The sequence below is a fragment of the Catenulispora sp. GP43 genome (genome assembly GCF_041260665.1).
In the GTDB taxonomy this organism is placed as follows: Bacteria; Actinomycetota; Actinomycetes; order Streptomycetales; family Catenulisporaceae; genus Catenulispora.
The window spans coordinates 195383-214338 of the sequence record NZ_JBGCCT010000017.1 but is presented as its reverse complement, the minus strand read 5'-3'; the positions used below and the strand labels follow the sequence as shown (position 1 = coordinate 214338).

Annotated in this window: 15 protein-coding genes; 13 read left to right on the top strand and 2 right to left on the bottom strand. The window is 71.0% G+C overall.

From position 1 onward, the window contains the following. The first annotated feature begins 1 nt into the window (after position 1). Positions 2 to 1681, top strand: a complete 1680-nt coding sequence (locus tag ABH926_RS30945; RefSeq protein ID WP_370369412.1) for a right-handed parallel beta-helix repeat-containing protein — start codon at positions 2 to 4, stop codon at positions 1679 to 1681. A 73-nt stretch (positions 1682 to 1754) separates the two neighbouring features. Next, a complete protein-coding gene (locus ABH926_RS30940) occupies positions 1755 to 3176 on the top strand; it encodes a DUF2252 domain-containing protein (protein WP_370369411.1) in 1422 nt (473 codons plus the stop codon). Positions 3177 to 3215: 39 nt separating this feature from the next. On the opposite strand, the gene ABH926_RS30935 is transcribed toward ABH926_RS30940, so the two are convergent. After that, complete coding sequence (locus ABH926_RS30935) at positions 3216 to 4151, bottom strand: alpha/beta hydrolase (protein ID WP_370369410.1); 936 nt, start codon at positions 4149 to 4151, stop codon at positions 3216 to 3218. 183 nt (positions 4152 to 4334) lie between these two features. On the opposite strand from ABH926_RS30935, the gene ABH926_RS30930 reads away from it, so the two are divergent. Then, on the top strand, positions 4335 to 4706 hold the full coding sequence (locus tag ABH926_RS30930; protein WP_370369409.1) for a DUF2255 family protein: 372 nt from the start codon (positions 4335 to 4337) through the stop codon (positions 4704 to 4706). Between the two features lie 360 nt (positions 4707 to 5066). Here ABH926_RS30930 and ABH926_RS30925 read toward each other — a convergent pair whose 3' ends face one another. Then, positions 5067 to 5624 carry a hypothetical protein gene (locus tag ABH926_RS30925; RefSeq protein ID WP_370369408.1) on the bottom strand — a complete coding sequence of 186 codons (558 nt, stop codon included), beginning with the start codon at positions 5622 to 5624 and terminating at the stop codon, positions 5067 to 5069. A 334-nt stretch (positions 5625 to 5958) separates the two neighbouring features. Between ABH926_RS30925 and ABH926_RS30920 the strand changes: the two genes are divergently transcribed. The 10 genes from ABH926_RS30920 (at position 5959) to ABH926_RS30875 (ending at position 18893) form a co-directional block, all read left to right on the top strand. After that, the gene (locus ABH926_RS30920) at positions 5959 to 6405 is read left to right on the top strand and encodes a hypothetical protein (RefSeq protein WP_370369407.1); all 447 of its coding nucleotides are present in this window, start codon (positions 5959 to 5961) and stop codon (positions 6403 to 6405) included. A gap of 402 nt (positions 6406 to 6807) precedes the next feature. Further along, entirely contained in the window at positions 6808 to 8430 is a 1623-nt protein-coding gene (locus ABH926_RS30915; protein ID WP_370369406.1) for an ABC transporter substrate-binding protein, read from the top strand. Further along, the gene (locus ABH926_RS30910) at positions 8430 to 9596 is read left to right on the top strand and encodes an ABC transporter permease (protein WP_370369405.1); all 1167 of its coding nucleotides are present in this window, start codon (positions 8430 to 8432) and stop codon (positions 9594 to 9596) included. The genes ABH926_RS30915 and ABH926_RS30910 overlap by 1 nt, the downstream gene beginning before the upstream one ends. Further along, entirely contained in the window at positions 9596 to 11653 is a 2058-nt protein-coding gene (locus ABH926_RS30905) for a dipeptide/oligopeptide/nickel ABC transporter permease/ATP-binding protein (RefSeq protein WP_370369404.1), read from the top strand. The genes ABH926_RS30910 and ABH926_RS30905 overlap by 1 nt, the downstream gene beginning before the upstream one ends. After that, on the top strand, positions 11650 to 12399 hold the full coding sequence (locus ABH926_RS30900) for an ABC transporter ATP-binding protein (protein ID WP_370369403.1): 750 nt from the start codon (positions 11650 to 11652) through the stop codon (positions 12397 to 12399). Before ABH926_RS30905 ends, ABH926_RS30900 begins: the two co-directional genes overlap by 4 nt. After that, positions 12396 to 14333, top strand: a complete 1938-nt coding sequence (locus ABH926_RS30895; RefSeq protein WP_370369402.1) for a prolyl oligopeptidase family serine peptidase — start codon at positions 12396 to 12398, stop codon at positions 14331 to 14333. Before ABH926_RS30900 ends, ABH926_RS30895 begins: the two co-directional genes overlap by 4 nt. Positions 14334 to 14377: 44 nt before the next feature. After that, the gene (locus ABH926_RS30890; protein ID WP_370369401.1) at positions 14378 to 15796 is read left to right on the top strand and encodes a serine hydrolase domain-containing protein; all 1419 of its coding nucleotides are present in this window, start codon (positions 14378 to 14380) and stop codon (positions 15794 to 15796) included. A gap of 57 nt (positions 15797 to 15853) precedes the next feature. Beyond that, the gene (locus ABH926_RS30885) at positions 15854 to 16825 is read left to right on the top strand and encodes a GNAT family N-acetyltransferase (protein ID WP_370369400.1); all 972 of its coding nucleotides are present in this window, start codon (positions 15854 to 15856) and stop codon (positions 16823 to 16825) included. Beyond that, entirely contained in the window at positions 16822 to 17952 is a 1131-nt protein-coding gene (gene menC / locus ABH926_RS30880; RefSeq protein ID WP_370369399.1) for an o-succinylbenzoate synthase, read from the top strand. Before ABH926_RS30885 ends, menC begins: the two co-directional genes overlap by 4 nt. Beyond that, positions 17949 to 18893: a serine hydrolase gene (locus ABH926_RS30875; protein WP_370369398.1), complete on the top strand. Its 945-nt coding sequence runs from the start codon at positions 17949 to 17951 to the stop codon at positions 18891 to 18893. The genes menC and ABH926_RS30875 overlap by 4 nt, the downstream gene beginning before the upstream one ends. Positions 18894 to 18956 lie beyond the last annotated feature (63 nt).

Sequence of the window (18956 nt, the reverse complement as noted above, 5' to 3'; positions counted from 1 at the left end):
CATGCCCCGGTCGATGGTCGCCACCGGGTTCGCCCGCGTTGTGCCGTGGGCGGTTGCCACCGTGGGTCTGGCGGTCGTCGCGAGTGGTTGCACTGATCTTCCCCACTACGCGCCGGCGGTGCACACGTACTACATCAGCCCGAGCGGCCACGACGACTCCTCCGGTACCTCGGCCGGCGCGGCGTGGCAGTCCCTGGCGCGCGTCGAGAAAACGCAGCTCCGGCCCGGAGACCAGATCCTGCTTCAGGGCGGAGCCCGGTTCTCCGGCACTCTCATGGTGGCCGCCGGCGAAGCGGGCAACGCCGGACAACCTGTGGTGATCGGCTCGTACGGCACCGGAAACGCCGTCCTGGAGTCGTCCGGCGACGGCATCGACGTGCACGACACCGGGGGAGTGGACATCCGGGGCCTCACCATCACCGGGGTCGGTGGGCCCTACTCCCATGGCACCGGCATCAACCTCTACAGCGACCTGCACAGCGGCACGAAGCCCAACCACGTCACCATCTCCGACGTCGACGTCTCCAAATTCCAGACCGGTATCGCGATCGGCGCCGCCGGTGGCACGGGCTTCGCCGACGTTGCGGTCCGTCAGGCGCGGTTGCACGGCAACGAGGACTCCGGGCTGAAGACGTACGGCCCGGCCTTCGACGTGGCCCACCCCGCGTACGCGAACCAGAACATCGATATCGAAGCCGTCGAGGTGTACGACAACCCCGGCGACCCCTCGGTGCTCGTTCACAGCACCGGGAACGGCATGGCCCTGGGCAGCGTCAGCGGCGCCGTGGTGACCGGATCCAGTGCTCACGGCAACGGCTCCAATTCGGCGCGCCTTGCCCACGACGGACCCGTGGGGATCTGGACGTACAACTCCACCGGCGTGGTCATCGAGCACGACACCGCGTACGACAATCACACCGCCTCCCTCGCCGACGGCGCCGGGTTCGGCCTGGACGACAACGTCTCAGCCTCGACGATCCAGTACGACCTGGCCTACCACAACGACGGACCCGGCATGTACGCCTACACCGACCAGCCCAGCGGCCTCTACAGCGGCGACACGATCCGCTACAACATCAGCGACAACGACGGTCGCAGGCTGCCGCAGAACGGAGGCCTGACCGTCTACGGGTCGTATATCAGCGGCCTGGACGTCTACCAGAACACCGTGGTGATGTCCGGCACTGGGGGACAGGCACCGGCACTGCTGGTGAGCGGGAGCCAGAAGGGCATCACCGTACGCAACAACGTCCTCGTCACCGACGGATCGCCGGTGGCCACCGTGCTCGCACTCACCGCCTCGCACGCCACCCTGCAGGGCAACGACTACTACGCCTCGTCCGGACAGTGGTACGCGGTCTGGGGCAACACGACGTACACCAACCTGGCCGCATGGCGCGCGGCGACCGGCGAGGAGCAGTTCTCCGGCCAGCCCACGGGGCTGAGCGTCGACCCCTGCTTCAGCGGAGGCCAGCTGCCCGAAATCCAGTCGCCCGCCGGGGCTGAGGCGATCGTCCCCGCCTGCACCGCACTCGCGGGCAAGGGCCTGGATCTGGAGAAGCTGTTCCAGACGAAGGCTGGATCGACCGACTACTTCGGGCGGGTCCTGACCACGCCGCCACCTGTCGGAGCTGCCAATCCGGTGGTCACGGGTTCGAAGCCGGGCGGGAGCACCCCCTGACTGGGTGTTCTATCCCAAAAGACCATAAAATTGATCAAGGTAATAGCCCTGGCGGCGTCGGAGGTGCATTCGGATGTCCGAATCCAGAAAAGGCGTCGTCACCGGTCGCCCGTATCTGACCCCCGAAGAACGCGTGAAGCGCGGACGAGCCGCTCGGCACCACGCGCCCAGGTCGAGTCACGGCGACTGGGCACCCGCCGCCGACCGCCGACCGGTGGTCGACCAGGTGCGGGCCCAGGCCTCGACGTCGGTCGCGGATCTCGTGCCCATCCGCTACGGGCGAATGATCGAGTCCCCGTTCCGCTTCTACCGCGGAGCCGCCTCGATCATGGCCGCGGACCTGGCCGCGACCCCCAGATCCGAGATGCGGGCGCAGCTGTGCGGGGACGCGCACCTGCTCAACTTCCGCCTTCTGGGATCGCCGGAGCGCCAGCTGGTCTTCGACATCAACGACTTCGACGAAACGCTGCGCGGCCCGTGGGAGTGGGACGTCAAGCGGCTCGCCGCCAGCCTCGCCATCGCCGGACGGGAGAACGACTTCGACGACCACCAGCGGGAGATCGTGGTCAGGTCCATGGTCCGCGGCTATCGCGAGGCGATGCGCGCCTTCGCCGGGATGACCAACCTCGACGTCTGGTACGCGCACGGGAACACCGAGCTCATCGGCAGGCTCTACACCGACCAGCTCGACGCGCAACGGCGTAGGAACTTCCGGCGCATGCTGGCCAAGGCCAAAGGCCGGGACAGCCTGCAGGCGGCCGGGAAACTGACCACGATCATCGACGGGCGTCCGCGTATCGTCGCCGACCCGCCGCTCGTCGTGCCGCTGGCCGACCTGCTCCCGGACCTGGAGCGCGGGCAGCTCGAGACCTGGATCCGGGACCTGGTCCGGCGCTACAGCCGCAGCCTGAGTTCGGACCTGCGCATGCTGCTCGACCAGTACCGCGTCGTCGACATGGCCCGCAAAGTCGTCGGCGTCGGCAGCGTCGGCACCCGCTGCTGGATCGTCCTGCTGGCCGGATCCGACGAGCGGGACCCGCTGTTCCTCCAGATCAAGGAGGCCAACCGCTCCGTGCTGGCGGACCACGCCGGCGAGAGCCCCTACCTGCACCAGGGCCACCGGGTCGTGGCCGGACAGCGGCTGATGCAGGCGGTCGGGGACATCATGCTCGGTTGGAAGCGTGGCCAGGACGCCCACGGCGGGTGGCACGACTTCTATGTCAGGCAGTTGCGTGACTGGAAGGGCATCCTGGAGTCCAGGACCATGGTGCCCCACTCGATGCGCATCTTCGGGGAGCTGTGCGGAGCCACGTTGGCGCGGGCCCACGCACGCTCCTCCGACAGGATCGCCATCGCCTCCTACCTCGGGAAGAGCGATGTGTTCGATCACGCCGTCGCCTGGTTCGCCGAGGCCTATGCCGATCAGAACGAGAAGGACCACCAGGCGCTCGTCGATGCGGTCAACGATGGCCGGGTTCGTGCGCAGGCCGCGTGAGGTACTCGATGCGAGCGGTAGCCGGCTACCGGCGGCGGCTCAGGAGGCGCTCATGTTCTCGGTGAAGTACGCCGTGAGCTTGTCGACGGCAAGGCCGATGTACTCCTGCTTGTCGTACAGGTCCACATGGCTGGCGCCCTCGATCCAGTGCACCTCGGCGGGACCGGCGGCACGACGGTGCGCCTCAAGGCCCATCCAGGCGGTCACGGCGTGCTCGCCCAGGATCTGCAGCATGGGGCGGGGGCCGATCAGCGGGACTGCGTAGAAGACGTCGCTGACCGCCATCCTGTCGATGCTCTCCCACGCCAGGAACTTCGCAGAACGCTCATGGTATCCGCGGGCGCTGCAGTAGTACTCCCAACCCTCCACACCGTGAGCGCCACCGAGCGCACCGGCTTCCTCCGCCGTGGCGGGGAACATCGTCATCACCCCGGGATCGTCCCCGCGGGCGGCCGTTGAGCGAGCCTGCGCCGCAGCGTCCAACAGGGACTGGAAGACCGCCGGCGACTGCGTGCCGTCGGCGCCGTAGCGGAACTGGCGGGCCGGCTCGGCGGTGGAAACCGTCGCCACGGCACGCACCCGGTGGTCCGCAGCCGTCGCAGCCAGCGAATAGCCGCCCGACGCGCACACGCCCAGCAGCCCGATGCGGCCGGCGTCGACCTCCTCGCGGGTGGTCAGGTAGGAGACCGCCGCCTTGAAATCCTCGATGCGCTGCGCGGGGTCCTCCAGGCCGCGCGGGGTTCCGCCGGACTCGCCTTGATAGGCCGCGTCGAAGGCCAACGCCACGAAGCCGCGCTCGGCCAACTGCCCCGCATACAGACCGGAGGTCTGCTCCTTGACCCCTGTTCCCGGGTGGCCCACCACCAGCGCCGGCCACGGGCCGGTCGCCGGGCCGGCCGCCGGGCCGTCCGGCAGATAGAGGTCGGCGGCCAACGTGATGCCGGCGCTGTCAAAGGTGACCGAAGTCCTGCTCATGTGAATGCACCCTTTCTTCCTTGTCTGGGCTTCATCTTTCGCCCAGCGCGGTCGATGCGCCGCAGTCAAACGACGGCACAGTTTCGGGGTGCATGGGGCGGGACCGATGCTTAAGCAATGCCGGGGGAGCTTCCCCCATTCACCGAAATGCGGCCCGCATGGTGCCGGGTGACACTGATGGACATGACATCTACTACGACCAGTTGGACCCCGGACGAACTGGCTTTGCTCGCCGGCCGGCAGTCGCTCATCCTGACCGTCGGCGACGAAGCCTCGGACGAAGTGGAGATCGGCATGGTCGTCGTCGACGATCAGCTGTACGTCCGCGCCTACAGCGGACCCCGTTCGCGCTGGTACCAGGCATCGCGCGAGCACGGCCGCGGCCGGATCCGCATCGACGACGTCGTCCGCGACGTCACCCTGCACACCGACGACCCCGGACCGCTCGAACAGATCGACCAGGCGTTCATCGCGAAGTACGGGACCGCCGCCGCGGGGCTGGTCACGTCCACCGCCGCGCGGGAGGCCACGATACGGATCGCCTCAGCCTCCTGATGATGCGTCGGCACCCTGCGGTAGCACCGACCGCCGGACGCAGCCGACAGGGCTCGGGTAGTTCGAGTCCTGCTGAGACGCCACCTGGCTGAGCGCTCCGCTGTGCGACGCCGCCCTGGGCCGTTGGCGGACCGGCGAGCCCGACGTGGCCCTGGCCCATCTGGCAGAATCCCGCGCGATCTGGCGAACCCGCGGCGACCTGCGCAGCCTGGCTCGCGTCGAACGCACCGCGGCGCTCGTCTGCGAGGGTCTGGGCCGGCTCAGCGATGAACTCGGCCACGCCCGCGCCGCCCTGGACCTGGCCCGCCAGGCCGGCGATCGCGACGGCGAAGCCCGCGGCCACACGGCCGTGTCCACTGTTCACCGCTGTCGCAACGCGTCCGGGACTCGGGGCGACTGCTTCGGGTGGAATGGTGGTGTGAGCTCGTCCGGGATTGGCCGCGCCGGCCAGAACTGGAAGAGGTATTCCTCTCCCGGGCGGTCTTCTTCACCCTCTTCCGGAATGCCACCGCCGCCTTCCAGCTCACGCATGCGCTCGTGCCCGCGGGAGTTGACGCGGAGACGGTACACCATCGGCCCGTCGCTGAGAAGGAGCGGTGCGGTGCGGTGGTCTCTCGTTCCGTTGACCGTGGTGACGGTTCCTGAGCGGCAAACCATATCGAGCTCGGCTGTGGTCTCCCACAGGCCCCCTGGTTGCCTGGGCGGCTCTTCGGACCAGGCCTGCATGGTGACCAGGGCGGAGAAGGTGTGTCCCGGGCTCACCATGTAGACGATGCCTTGGCGCACGGTCAGATTGTCTTGTGGGAGCCAGTCATGCGATGGCGGTTCCTCGACGTTGTCGCGATCGGCGTCTTCGAGGTCGAAGCGGTGGTAGGCGATGACAACCTCATCGGTCACCGTGCGAACAGGCTGGGCCATATGAGGCTGCTCCGGCGGGATCTGTGGTGTGGGCCCCGGAAGTGGGCCCACACCAGGCTACTGTTTCAGTTCCCGTATATCTGCAGTTCGTCCGTCATGGTCCATCCCGGTCGCGCGGTCACGGTGACTTTGACATAGCGCGCGACCGTGTTCAGGTTCAGTGAAGATCCACCATCCTGAAGTGGCTGTTCAGAGTGCTGGCATGGCGTGGTTCGTGAGCGCTCGTGCTGGTCGTGTGCGCCTGTCTGTGGTCTCGATCGTTTGACGTTCCGCCGTTTCGGGGTCGCGGGGCGTGGTGCTGTTTCTACGCTCGGTCGTTATGACGGATTCCGTGATGCTGGGCCGGATCGCCGCTCGGCGTGCCGAGCTGGATCTCCTGGAAGAGGAGCTGGTCAAGCGGCTGGCCGATGTGCGCGTCGAGCGTGACGAACTCGTGGTGGCTGAGCGCGTCGTGCAGCGGATCAGCGAGCAGGGTTTCGGTGAGTACTTGTCGCTGGCGCCCGCGCCGCCGGAGGCACAGATGGGCGGCCGGTCGGTGCTGCTGATCCCGGCCCGTGTCGGCGGCCTCGACGCCGAGGCGCTGCCGCCGGACTACCAGCGGATCTTGGCTATCGTGCGCGATGCGGCCGGGCCGGTGAAGGTCAAGGAGGTCGGCGAGAAGCTCGGTCTGCCGGTGGAGGTGCGCGGCAAGTCGGAGCCGCTGCGCGGGAAGATGACCAAGCTCGCCGATCGCGGCTGGCTGCGCAAACTCGGTGACGGCCGGTTCACGATCGCCTTCTGAGCATCCCTTACCGTTATCGGGTCGGCCGTGGACAGCGAAACACACACGGACCTGGATAGATGTTCGGCCATCCATCGCGGAGCTCCCCGTGTGGCCGAAGGGCTCCACGCTCCGCGCTCCATTTTAAATCAGGGCACAGCGATAAGGAACGGTGCAGGCGCGACAGCTCGCCGACGCTGCCCAGGGGCGGCAGCAACCCGGCGGCCCGGGCGCGCTGCCCGGCCCCGCGCAGGACACCCCGGGCGCTGGTCTTGTCCAGTCTCGTGCTCCAAGTACTGGCCGTCTTCGGACGATCGCACTACTGCCGCGCTGCTTTTTCGTCCGTCACCACGAGGGCGGCCCCTCCGCCCGCTGCCTACAGTTCATCCACTCGTAGGCGTGGCGGCAGAAGGAGCAGGGCTGATGAGCAGCAGAGCGGGCTTCGGAGCGCGGAGGGTGGGGCACATTCGCCGGTCGCTGGGGGTGGCGGTTGCCGCGTCGGTGGGGGTGTCGCTGGCGGCGTGCGGTGGGTCGTCCGCCGGGGCCGGGGCCGGTGGTGGGGGCAAGGCCGATGGTGGCGCGACGGTCACCATCGGCATCGGCTCCGACCCCGGGACGCTGAGTCCGACGGCGGCGCTGGCCGGGACCGCGGTCCTGATGATCGGGTACTCGTACGACCGGCTGATCCACATCTCCAACGATGGCAAGCTCAGCCCGGGTGTGGCCGAGAAGTGGACCGCGAACTCGACCTCCGCGACGTTCACCATCCGGGCCGGTGTCACCTGCCAGGACGGCACGCCGCTGACCGCCGCCGACGTCGCGGCCGAGTACAACTACATCGCCGATCCGAAGAACGCCTCGCCGCTGCTCGGTGTCGTGGTCCCGGCGACCGCGAAGGCCACGGCCGACGACGCCGCGCGGACCGTGTCCGTCATCACGCAGGTCCCGGCGCCGTTCATCGTCGAGATGACCCAGCTGCTGCCGCTGGTGTGCCAGAAGAACCTGGCCGATCCGGCGGCACTGGCCAAGGCCACCAACGCCAGCGGCCCCTACCAGCTGACCCAGGCCGTCCCCGGCGACCACTACACGTACACCAAGCGTGCGGGGTACAACTGGGGCCCGGGCGGCGCCACTGACGCCGACATGCCGGCCACCGTGATCTTCAAGGTGGTGGCGAACCCGTCGACGGCCGCGAACATGCTGCTGTCCGGCCAGCTGAACATCGCCGAGATCAACGGCCCCGACACCCAGCGCCTGGACGGGGCCCGCGTCGGCAAGAAGAGTGCCCTGACGCCCTTCGGCTTCCTGACCTTCAACGAGGCCGCCGGGCACGACACCGCCGACCCCGCGGTGCGTAAGGCGCTGGTCGAGGCGCTGGATCTGAAGCAGATCGGCTCGGTGGCCACCGGCGGCACCGGGCAGCCGGCCACCTCGATCGGCGAAGTGGCCCCGACCCCGTGCACCGGCGACAGCGTCACCGGCAACCTTCCGGCGCACGACCCGGTCCAGGCCGCCGCCGACTTGACCGCGGCCGGCTGGACGAAGGGCAGCGGGGGCTGGAGCAAGGACGGCAAGCAGCTGACCATCACCCAGCTGCACTCCTCGCAGCTGGGCCCGGACGCGGCCGCCTCCTATGAGCTGGCCGCCAAGCAGTGGACCGACTTCGGGGTGAAAGTCCAGGACAAGGTCGTGGACGCGACCACGACGGTGACCACCCTGGCCTCCGGAGGCTACGACGTCTCCTGGATCCCGGTCAGCGTTCCGCTGCCGGACCAGCTGGCCCGGTTCTACGACGGCCCGACTCCGCCGAACGGCACCAACTTCGGCGCGATCGCGAACCCGGACTACACCAGGCTGAGCAAGCAGGCGATGGCGGTGGCGGGCAAGGACGGCTGTCCGATGTGGCAACAGGCTGACGCCGCGCTGGTCAAGCGGGTGGACGTGGTGCCGATCGACGACAGCCTGATCGGCTGGTACGGCAAGGGCGTCGGCTACGACGTCGACGGCGCCGGGCCCGTCCCGAGCAGCCTGCGAGCGGGCAGCTGATGGCCCCGGTCGAGGTCGCGAACGCCGGAGCCGGCCCCGGCGGATCGGGCGCCCCGGGCGGCGGTGCGGGCCGGTCCGTCCCGGGCGGTGCGGGCCCGAGCGGCGCGAACCTGGGCGGTGCAGTCTCGGGTGGTGCAGTCTCGGGTGGTGCGGACCCGCGTGGTGCGGCCCCGGGCAATGCGGTCCCGCCGCTCCGCCGCGCCGCCGCCGCGCTGACCGGCGACACCTGGCCCGGCTTCCTGGCCCGGCGCACCGGCCGGCTGCTGGCCTCGCTGGCCGTGGTGGTGACCGCGTCCTTCGCGATGATCCACCTGATCCCCGGCGACCCGGTCCGCGCCGCCCTCGGGATCTCCGCCGACCCGGCTCAGGTCGCGGCCCGGCGCCACGACCTGGGTCTGGACCGGCCGCTGCTCGAGCAGTACGGCGACTTCCTGACGAACCTGCTCCACGGCCGGTTCGGTGACTCGATCGTCTCCCAGATGCCGGTCTCGCAGATCATCTCCGACCGGCTCCCCTCAACGCTGCAGCTGGTGATCCCCGCTGTGGTGCTCATCCTGCTGGTCGGCATCCCGATCGGCATGCTGGCGGCCGTCCTCACCAGGGACGGCCGCCGCCGGCGGGGCGAGCTGGCCTTCGCCGCGACCACCGGGGTCCTGGCCGCGCTGCCGGAGTTCCTGCTGGCGGTCGGGCTGGTCGCGGTGTTCGCGGTGTGGTGGCAGGTGTTCCCGGTGGCCGGGCAGTCGGATCTGTCCTCGTACGTGCTGCCGGTCCTGTCGCTGACCGTGGTCCCGGCGGCATCGCTGGCCCGGGTGGTCCGGGTCGAGGCGCTCCGCGTCCTGACCGAGGACTACATGCGCACGGCGCGCGCCAAGCGTCTCCCGGCCCGGCTCGTCTACCTGCGGCACGCGCTGCCGAACCTGCTGACCTCGTCGCTGACCATCGGCGGCCTGCTGTTCACCTCACTGCTGGCCGGCACGGTGCTGGTGGAGAACGTGTTCGCCTGGCCGGGTCTGGGCTCGACGATCGTGCAGGCCATCACGACCAAGGACTATCCGCTGGTGCAGGGCGTGGTGTTGGTCTACGGAGCCGCCGCGCTGCTGATCACGTTCGCGGTGGACGTGGCGGTCGCCGCCATCGACCCGCGCTCGACGATACGGGGGACCTGATGGCTGCGACCACAGTGGCTGCGACCACAGCGCGCGACGACATCCGCGCCGACCCGCCGACGTCCTTGGCCCGCCGGCTGCGCCAGACCGTCCGCACCCCGCTCGGCGCCGCGGCGCTGGCCGCCGCGCTGCTGCTGGCCGCGCTGGCGGTGGCCGGACCGGTGGTGTTCGGCGACCAGGCCTCGAAGATCGACACCGCGGCGATGAACCAGGGCGTCAGCGGCGCGCACCTGCTCGGCACCGACAGCCTGGGCCGGGATATCGCGGCCCGGGTGATCGTCGCCACCCGGCTCACTCTCCGGCTCGGGCTGTCCGCGACGGCGATCGGCCTGTCCGGCGGGCTGCTGCTGGGCCTGGCGCCGAGCGTGCTGGGCCGACGCGCCGGCCGGGCGGTGACGGGCGTGGTCGGCGTGCTGGTCGCCTTCCCGGGACTGCTGTTCGTGCTCTTCCTCGCCACCATCTTCGGCATCGGGAGCACCGGGGCGGTCCTGGCCATCGGACTGGCGCTGGTGCCGGCGCTGGCCCGGTTGATCCAGAACCTGGCGACGTCCGTCGCCGGCTCGGACTACGTGGCGACGGCGCGGATCCTGGGCGTCGGCCGGTTCCGGATCGTCATCCGGCACGTGCTGCCGAACATCGTCGAGCCGGTCGTGCTGTTCGCGGCGCAGGCCGCCACCGGGTCGCTGATCGCCTTCGCCGGGCTGTCGTTCCTGGGCCTGGGCGTGCAGAGCCCGGACTACGACTGGGGCCGGCTGCTCAACGAGGGACTGAGCCGGATCTACGTGAACCCGGCTTCGGCGTTGGCCCCGGGGGTCGCGGTGGTGTTGGCCGGGCTGGTGTTCGGGCTGCTCGGCGAGGCGGTCGCGCAGACCGGCGGTCGGCGTACGGCGGCGCGGGCGGTTCCGGCCGAGCAGGCCGCGCAGACCTCGCAGACCGCGCAGACCGCGCAGACCGCGCAGACCGCGCAGACCTCCGTGGCCGTGGACGCCGATGGGGCGCTCCCGCAGACTCCGGCGGACGCCGACGCAGCCGCTGACGCCGACGCCGACGCCCTGATCCAGGTCAATGGTCTGCGGGTCTCCTTCCCCGGCGGGCGGACCGCCGTGCGCGACGTCTCCCTGTCCGTCGCGGCCGGGGAGGCCGTCGGTCTGGTCGGCGAGTCCGGGTCCGGCAAGAGCCTGACCGCGCTGGCACTGGCCCAGCTGGTGCCGTACCCCGGTCACGTCCAAGGCGCCGTGCGCTTCGACGGACAGGACCTGCTCGCGGACCCGCGCTCCGGCCGGCGGCTCGGGGCCGAGCTGGCCATGGTGTTCCAGGACCCGATGACCTCGCTCAACCCGGCGCTGCGGGTCGGCCGCCAGCTGGCCGAGGTCGCCGAGGTCCACCTCGGCCAGACTCGCAAGACCGCGCTGGCCCGAGCCGTGGACCGGCTGGCCGCGGTCGGCATCCCGGACCCGGACCGCCGCGCCCGGCAACGGCCGCACGAGTACTCCGGCGGCATGCGGCAGCGCGCGTTCATCGGCATGGGGCTGATGGCCGAGCCGAGGCTGATCATCGCCGACGAGCCGACCACGGCGCTGGACGTGACCGTGCAGAAGCAGGTGCTGGAGCTGCTCGGCCGGGTCGGGGCCGACACCGGCGCGGCGCTGCTGCTGATCTCGCACGATCTGGGCGTCGTGGCCGAGGTCTGCGACCGGGTCCTGGTGATGTACGCGGGCCGGGTCGTCGAGGAGCTGCCGGTCAGCCGGTTGTTCCAGGCCGCCGCGCACCCCTACACCCGGGCCCTGGTCGGCGCGATCCCGACGATGGCCACCGACCTGGACCGCGAGCTGGCCACGATCCCGGGCCGGCCGCCGGAGCCGGGGGAGGAGGTCTCGGGCTGCGCGTTCGCGGCGCGGTGTGCCTTCGCGCGGGACCGCTGCCGCGGCGAGCTGCCCGTGCTGGCGCCGGCCGGGGACGGCGCCGGGCACCGGGTGGCGTGCTGGTACCCGCGAGCAGTCGGCAGCGACACAACCCGCGATGACACAACCCGTGCCAAGACGGAGGTGGTGCAATGAGCTCCCTGGAACTGCGCGGAGTAGGGGTGCGCTACGGCCGGTTCACCGCCGTCGAGGGCGTGGACCTCGTCGTCCCCGACGGCAGTGTCACCGGCCTGGTCGGCGGCTCCGGCTCCGGCAAGTCCACGGTGGGCAAGGCCGTTGTCGGCCTCGCGCCGCTGACTGCCGGCCGGATCCTGGTCGACGGCGTGGACCAGCCCCGGCGTCCCGGGCGTACCGCAGTGCAGCTCGTGTTCCAGAACCCGTACGCCTCGCTCGACCCCCGGCTGAGCATCGGGGCGGCGGTGGCGGAGGCCTTGCCCAAGGCTCGGCGCGCCGAGCGGGTCGCCGAGGTCGCCCGCCTCCTCGACCTGGTCGGCATCGACCCGGCGCGCGCCGTCCAGCTCCCCGACGCCCTGTCCGGCGGACAGCGTCAGCGCGTCGCGCTGGCCCGCGCGCTCGCCGCCCGGCCCGGGGTGCTGATCGCGGACGAGGTCACCTCGGCGCTCGACGTCTCGGTCCAGGGCGCGGTGCTGAATCTGCTGCGCCGGCTTCAGCGGGATCTCGGCTTCGCGCTGTTGTTCATCTCGCACGACCTCGCTGTGGTCCGGTACCTCTGCGACCAGGTCGCGGTCCTGGAAACCGGCCGCCTGGTCGAGTGCGGACCGGCCGCCGAGGTGATGGCCCGCCCGGCCCACGAGACCACGAGGACGCTGCTGTCCTGTATCCCCGCCCTTCCCGCGATCACCGCACCGGAGGCGTCATGACCCGGCCGCTGAGGATTGACGACATCTACCGCTTCGAGATCCCCGGCGACCCCGACCTGTCCCCGGACGGCTCGCGCGTCGCCTATGTGCTGACCAGACAGGATGAAGAATCGGACGGCGCGGCCTCAGCGATCTATCTGGTCGACGCCACGGGCGGCACGCCGCGCAAGCTGACCAACGGCCCGGCCGACGCCGCGCCGCGCTGGTCGCCGGACGGCACCACCGTGGCGTTCCTGCGGGCCGGCCAGCTGCACCTCATCCGGGTCGACGGCGGCGAGGCCCGGCAACTGACCACCGACCAGTCCCGCCCGCCTGGCGCGGGACCGGCGGCCTGGTCGCCGGACGGCACGCGGATCGCGTTCAGCGCGCTCGACGTCGTCGGCGCCCGGTTCGCGCCGTTGGTCGTCGACGACCTGCACTGGAAGGTGGACGGCGCCGGCATGATCGGCCCGGCGCGGACCCAGATCTTCGTGGTCGACGTCGCCTCCGGCTTGATCGAGCAACTGACCGAGGGTACTGACAACTGCGCGGCGCCAGTGTGGTCGCCGGACGGTACCCGGCTGGCTTTCATCGGCGAACGTGGTCCGGGGCTGGAGCGCCTGAGCACGTCGGCGCCATACGTGATCGACGTCCCCGCGGACGTCGAGCCCGGCAGGCTCCCCGCACCGCCGCGGCGGTGCGGGACCGGCATCGCGCTGACCGGCCCGCTGAGCTGGTACCCGGACGGCTCGGCGCTGCTGGTCACCGGCCGTACCACCGTCTCCGTCGGACACCTCAACCTGCTGCGTCAACCGCTGGACGGCGCGGCCCCGGCCGTGCTGGCCGCCGACCAGGATCGCAACGTCATGCCGGGCGCGCCCGGCTACCCCGGGGCGCTCGCGCAGTTCCACGGCGAGGACATCCTGTTCGCGGTCCGCGACCACGGCTCCTCCCGGCTCTGTGTCCTGCCGGCCGGTTCCGATCGGGCGCGCTACCTCGACCTGCCGCGGCGGCTCAGCGTCACCGGCGCGAAGGTGTCGCAGGCCGCGGGGACCGTCGCGTTCGTGTATTCCGACGAGTCGACGTTCGGCGAGGTCGGCGTGGTCGACCTGGATTCCGGCAAGTTCCGCCGGCTCACCGGGCATATGGAGACGGCACTGCCCGACGTCCGGCTGCCGGTCTACCAGGACCGTGCGTTCACCGTCTCCGACGGCACGGTGGTGTCCGGCTGGGTGATCCGCGACCCGGCCGCGCCGGCCGCGCCGGCCGGCGGTCCGTTGCTGGTGGATGTGCACGGAGGCCCGCACAACGCCTGGAGTCCGCAGGCCGACGCCGTCCACCTGTACCACCACGAGCTGGTGGCACAGGGCTGGACGATCCTCGTGCTCGACATCCGCGGCAGCGACGGCTACGGCGAGGCCCACTACCGGGCGGTGGCCGGCGGCTGGGGCGAGGCCGACGAGCGGGACGTGCTGGAGCCGGTGGCGGCGCTGGTCCAGGAGGGTCTGGCGGACCCGGCCCGGATCGCCCTGACCGGCTACAGCTACGGCGGCTTCATGTCCTGCTGGCTGTCGGCGCGCAGCGAGGTCTTCGCGGCCGTGGTGCCCGGCGGCGTGGTCACGGACCTGCGGGCCCTGGCCGGCACCTCCGACGAGGGCCAGGTGATCACGGAGCTGGAGATCGGCGGCGCGGAGAAACTAGAGCGCCTGTCGCCGCTGACCCACGTGGACGCGGTCCGCGCGCCCACGCTCATCCTGCACGGCGCCGCCGACGACCGCTGCCCGCCCGGCCAAGCCGAGCAGTGGTTCCAAGCGTTGAAGGTCCGGGGCGTCCAGGTTCGAATGGTCCTGTACCCCGGCGGCTCGCACCTGTTCATCCTCAACGGCCGTCCCTCGCACCGTGTCGACTATTGCCGGCGGGTCGTCGACTGGGTCCTCACCCACACCGCGTCCTGATGCCGCTTCCGGTATCGGCGATATCTCTTGATTGGAGTAAGCAAGTGACCCAGCCCACTGAGATAACACAGCCCACTGATTCACCAGCCGCGCAGAGCACCCTGGACCCCGCGCTGACGGCCCGCTGGCAGGCCCGGCTGGCCGAGCTGGTCGCGGCCCACGGCGTCGGCGCCAGCCTGGCGATCATGCACCGCGGCGAGGTGCTGGCCGAGGCCGCCGCCGGCTGGGCCCACCAGGGCGCGGGCATCGAGGCCAGCACCGACACCGTGTTCCAGATCGGTTCGATCTCCAAGGTGTGGACCGCCACGGTGGCCATGGCCCTGGTCGACGAGGGCCTGCTGGAGCTGGACGCGCCCGTGGTGGACGTGCTGCCGGAGCTGCGGCTGCTCGACGACGCCGTGGCCGCGCAGGTCACGCTGCGGCACCTGCTGACCCACAGCAGCGGCATCGACGGCGACTTCTTCTCCGACACCGGCCGCGGCGAGGACAACCTGGAGAAGTACGTGGCACAGCTCGCCGAGGTGGCGCTCACCCACCCGCTCGGCGCGACGATGTCCTACTGCAACGCCGGGTTCACGCTGCTGGGCCGGATCCTGGAGCGGGTCACCGGCGTCCAGTGGGACGAGCTGATGCGGCAACGGCTGTTCCGGCCGCTGGGCCTGAAGCAGACCGGCACCCTGCCGGAGGAGGCGCTGCTGCACCGCGCCGCCCTCGGCCACATCGGCACGCCGCCGGCCCCGGCTCCGGTCTGGGGCCTGATGCGCAGCGCGGGACCGGCCGGCTTGATCCACTCCACGCCGCGCGAGGTGCTGGCCTTCGCCAAGCTGCACCTGGACGGAGGCCTCGCGGCGGACGGCACGCGAGTGCTGTCGCAGAAGTCGGTCGAGGCGATGCAGGAGCCGCAGATCGAGGTGCCGGACAGCTGGGTCCTGGCCACGCACTGGGGCCTGGGCTGGTTCCTGGACGAGTGGGACGGCGCCAAGGTCTACGGCCACGACGGCGGCACCATCGGCCAGTCGGCGTTCCTGCGGATCCTCCCCGAGCACGATCTGGCGATCTGCCTGCTGACCAACGGCGGCGACACGTTCGCGCTGTACCGCGCGGTGTTCGACGAGATCGCCGAAGAGTTCGCCGGGGTACGGATGCGGCCGGCGCTGGAGCCGTCCGCCGAGCCGCTGGAGTTCGACCCGGCGGACTACGTGGGCACGTACGAGCGGGCCTCGACGCGGCTGGACATCACCGAGCGCGACGGCGGTCTGGTCATGACCGTCACGCTCACCGGGATCATCGCCACCGTGGCCGGCGGCGACCCGATCGAGATGCCGCTGCGGACCTTCCTGCCCGGCGTGTTCCTCACCAAGCGCCCGGAGCTCGACGCCTGGCTCTCCGTGGTCTTCTACGAACTCGCCGACGGCACGAGGTACATCCACCACGGCGCCCGGGCCACCCCGAAGGTGGGATGAGCGTGGTGCTCCAGATGACAGACCGGCGCGTTCGCAGAGCTTGTAGAAGAGGGATAAGTGAGCGGGAGTACTAAGAGTTCCGCGGACACGGTGACCGGCGGCGCCATCGTCACGCCGCCCCGGCCTCGGCCGGTGCCGGGCGCGATCGAGCCGGAGCTGCGGGCGGGGGCCGAGGCCGTCGCCGCGGCGGCGGCCCGCGCGGCCGGTGTCACGTTCGCCGAGCTGCACACGATGTCCGAGATGACCCAGGCCGCCTCGCTCTTCGATCGCGTGTGGCGTCCGGACAACGGTGCGACCATGCTCCCGGCGACCTTCCTCAAGGTCATTTCGGGGTGCGGCGGCTACGTCGTCGCGGGGTTCCGCGGCGGCCGGATGGCCGCAGTCTGTGTCGGGCTGCTTTCCGAGCTCGGGCTGCACTCGCACATCGCCGCCGTCGAGGACCCGCTGCGCGGTGCGGGCCTCGGGCGGGCGATCAAGCTGGACCAGCGGGCCTGGGCGCTGCGCCGGGGCATCGGCACCGTCACCTGGACCTATGACCCGCTGATCAGCCGCAATGCCTACTTCAACCTCGCGAAGCTCGGTGCGGTGGCGGCCGAATACCTCACCGACTACTACGGCGCCATGACCGACGGGGTCAACGTCGGAGGCCCGAGTGACCGCATTCTCGTGCGGTGGGACCTGGCCGGCGCCCACGTCGGCCGCACCTTGGCCGGCGGCACGGCCGTCCCGGCGGTCGAGGGCGCCGTCGTCGCGCTCGGCGCGGGCCCCGACGGCCGCCCGGTCCTCGGCCCCCAGGACGCGCGGCGGTTGCTGATCGGGATCCCGCACGACGCCGAGGCGCTGCGCGTCACCGACCCCGGCCTGGCCGCCGTGTGGCGGACGGCGTTGCGCGAGGTTCTCAGCAACCTGATGGCGCAGGGCGGCCGCGTCACCGGCTTCACCCGCGAGGGCCGATACGTCGTGGAGCCCACCACGCCACGGCCGAGGACTGATCCAGCACCCGATGCCGAACCGGAGGAGCACGTATGAAGCTGACCGGAATCGAACTGCGGCGGGTCGAGATTCCGCTGGTCTCGCCGTTCCGGACGTCGTTCGGGACTCAGCACACCCGCGAACTCGGTCTGCTCCGCGTCCGCACCGAGCAGACCGACGGCTACGGCGAACTCGTCACCATGGCCGCCCCGGTGTACTCGGCCGAGTACACCGACGGCGCCCTCGCGGCCCTGCGCGACCACCTCATTCCCCTGCTCGCGCAGGCCGCCGCGAAGACACGCGGTGGCCGGACCGGGCTCGACCCGTGGGCCGTGGCACCGGCTCTCGCGCCGATCAAGGGCCACCGCATGGCCAAGGCCGCACTGGAGACGGCGGTCCTGGACGCCTGGCTCCGCGAGCGCTCCCTGTCCATGGCCGAATGGCTCGGCGCCACCCGGGACAAGGTCCCCGCCGGCGTCTCGGTCGGCATCATGGACTCGGTCCCGCAGCTCCTCGACGCCGTCGGAGGCTATCTCGATGAGGGCTACCTCCGCATCAAGCTGAAGATCGAGCCCGGCTGGGACGTGGCGCCCGTGCGTGCGGTCCGGGAACGCTTCGGTGACGACGTACTCCTGCAAGTCGATGCCAACACCGCCTATACCCTGGCCGACGCGCCACTGCTGGCCCGCCTTGATCCCTTCGACCTGCTGCTGATCGAGCAGCCCCTGGAGGAGGAGGACATCCGGGGCCATGCCGAGCTGGCCAAGCGCATCAAGACCCCGGTCTGCCTGGACGAGTCGATCGTCTCGGCCCGGGCCGCCGCCGACGCCATCGCCCTGGGCGCGTGCGCGGTGGTGAACATCAAGCCCGGCCGGGTCGGCGGTTACCTGGAATCCCGCCGCATCCACGACGTCTGCGTCGCCAACGGTGTGCCGGTCTGGTGCGGCGGCATGCTGGAGACGGGCCTGGGCCGAGCCGCCAACGTGGCACTGGCCGCGCTGCCGGGTTTCACCCTGCCCGGCGACACCTCGGCCTCGGACCGCTACTACCGCACCGACATCACCGAGCCGTTCGTGCTGAAGGACGGACACTTGGAGGTGCCGCGAGAACCGGGGCTGGGACGCACGCCCATCCCGGAGCTGCTGGACGCCGTCACCGGGACGAAGGAATGGATCGCGCTGTGAACGATGCCGAGGTTGTCGAAGCTATCGAAGATGTCGAAGTCGTCGAGGATGTCGACCAAGAGCTGTCCGCGCTGTTCGCCGAGGCCGGCGTCCGCGGATTCCTGTACGCGCGGGACGTCGACGGCCCCGCGGCCGTCGGCGTGTCCCCGGACGACCCGGTCTGCCTGGCCTCGGTCTTCAAGATCGCGGTGTGCCTGGGCTACGCGGTCGAGGCGCAGGCCGGCAGGCTCTCCCGGACCGAGCGGCTCGCGGTGGAGCAGCGGTTCCGCGACGGCGGCATCGGGACCTCCGGATTCGCCGATCCGGTGGAGCTGAGCCTGCGCGACCTGGCGCTGATGATGATGTCGATGAGCGACAACGCCGCGACCGATGTGGTGCTGGCCCGGGTCGGGCTGGACCGGGTCAACGGGCTCCTGGCCGCGCTGGGCCGGACCCGGACGCACCTGATCGGCGGCTGCCTGGAGCTGCTCGGCTCGCTGCGCGCGCAACTCGGCGCCGGCACCGACGAGGAGCTGGAGGCGGCGATGGCGGCGCGCGCAGCCGCCGGGACGCTGATGGAGCTGGACGTCTGCACGCCGCTGCGGACCACCCGCAGCACCGCCCGGGACACCGCCGAGCTGTTGGCCCAGATCTGGCGGGACGAGGCCGGCCCGGCCGAGGCCTGCCAGGAGGTCCGCACGATCATGGGCCGGCAGATCTGGCCGCACCGGCTCAGCTCGGGCTTCGACGACAGCTGGCGGGTCGGTGCCAAGACCGGCACACTGCCGGGCTGGCGGAACGAGGCCGGCGTGGTCGAGCACGCAGACGGGGGCCGCTACGCGGTGGCGGTGTTCACCCGCTGCGAGCGCCCGGACTTCCGGAACCCTGCGGCGGACCGCGTGATCGGGCAGGCCGCGGCCCTTGCGGTGGGGCACCTGCGGTCGCTCAGTGTGAGGTCATGACAGTCGGGTGACGCGAAAGGGGCCGAGTCATCGACTCGGCCCCTTTCGCGGTTTCGTTTTGTG

Bases quoted from the DNA above. Each gene is read 5' to 3' on its own strand.
- ABH926_RS30935 (WP_370369410.1), bottom strand. From the start codon at position 4,151: ATGAGCAGGACTTCGGTCACCTTTGACAGCGCCGGCATCACGTTGGCC.
- ABH926_RS30900 (WP_370369403.1), top strand. From the start codon at position 11,650: ATGAGCTCCCTGGAACTGCGCGGAGTAGGGGTGCGCTACGGCCGGTTC.
- ABH926_RS30905 (WP_370369404.1), top strand. From the start codon at position 9,596: ATGGCTGCGACCACAGTGGCTGCGACCACAGCGCGCGACGACATCCGC.
- ABH926_RS30920 (WP_370369407.1), top strand. From the start codon at position 5,959: ATGCTGGGCCGGATCGCCGCTCGGCGTGCCGAGCTGGATCTCCTGGAA.
- ABH926_RS30915 (WP_370369406.1), top strand. From the start codon at position 6,808: ATGAGCAGCAGAGCGGGCTTCGGAGCGCGGAGGGTGGGGCACATTCGC.
- ABH926_RS30940 (WP_370369411.1), top strand. From the start codon at position 1,755: ATGTCCGAATCCAGAAAAGGCGTCGTCACCGGTCGCCCGTATCTGACC.
- ABH926_RS30910 (WP_370369405.1), top strand. From the start codon at position 8,430: ATGGCCCCGGTCGAGGTCGCGAACGCCGGAGCCGGCCCCGGCGGATCG.
- ABH926_RS30895 (WP_370369402.1), top strand. From the start codon at position 12,396: ATGACCCGGCCGCTGAGGATTGACGACATCTACCGCTTCGAGATCCCC.
- ABH926_RS30925 (WP_370369408.1), bottom strand. From the start codon at position 5,624: ATGGCCCAGCCTGTTCGCACGGTGACCGATGAGGTTGTCATCGCCTAC.
- ABH926_RS30930 (WP_370369409.1), top strand. From the start codon at position 4,335: ATGACATCTACTACGACCAGTTGGACCCCGGACGAACTGGCTTTGCTC.
- ABH926_RS30945 (WP_370369412.1), top strand. From the start codon at position 2: ATGCCCCGGTCGATGGTCGCCACCGGGTTCGCCCGCGTTGTGCCGTGG.
- menC (WP_370369399.1), top strand. From the start codon at position 16,822: ATGAAGCTGACCGGAATCGAACTGCGGCGGGTCGAGATTCCGCTGGTC.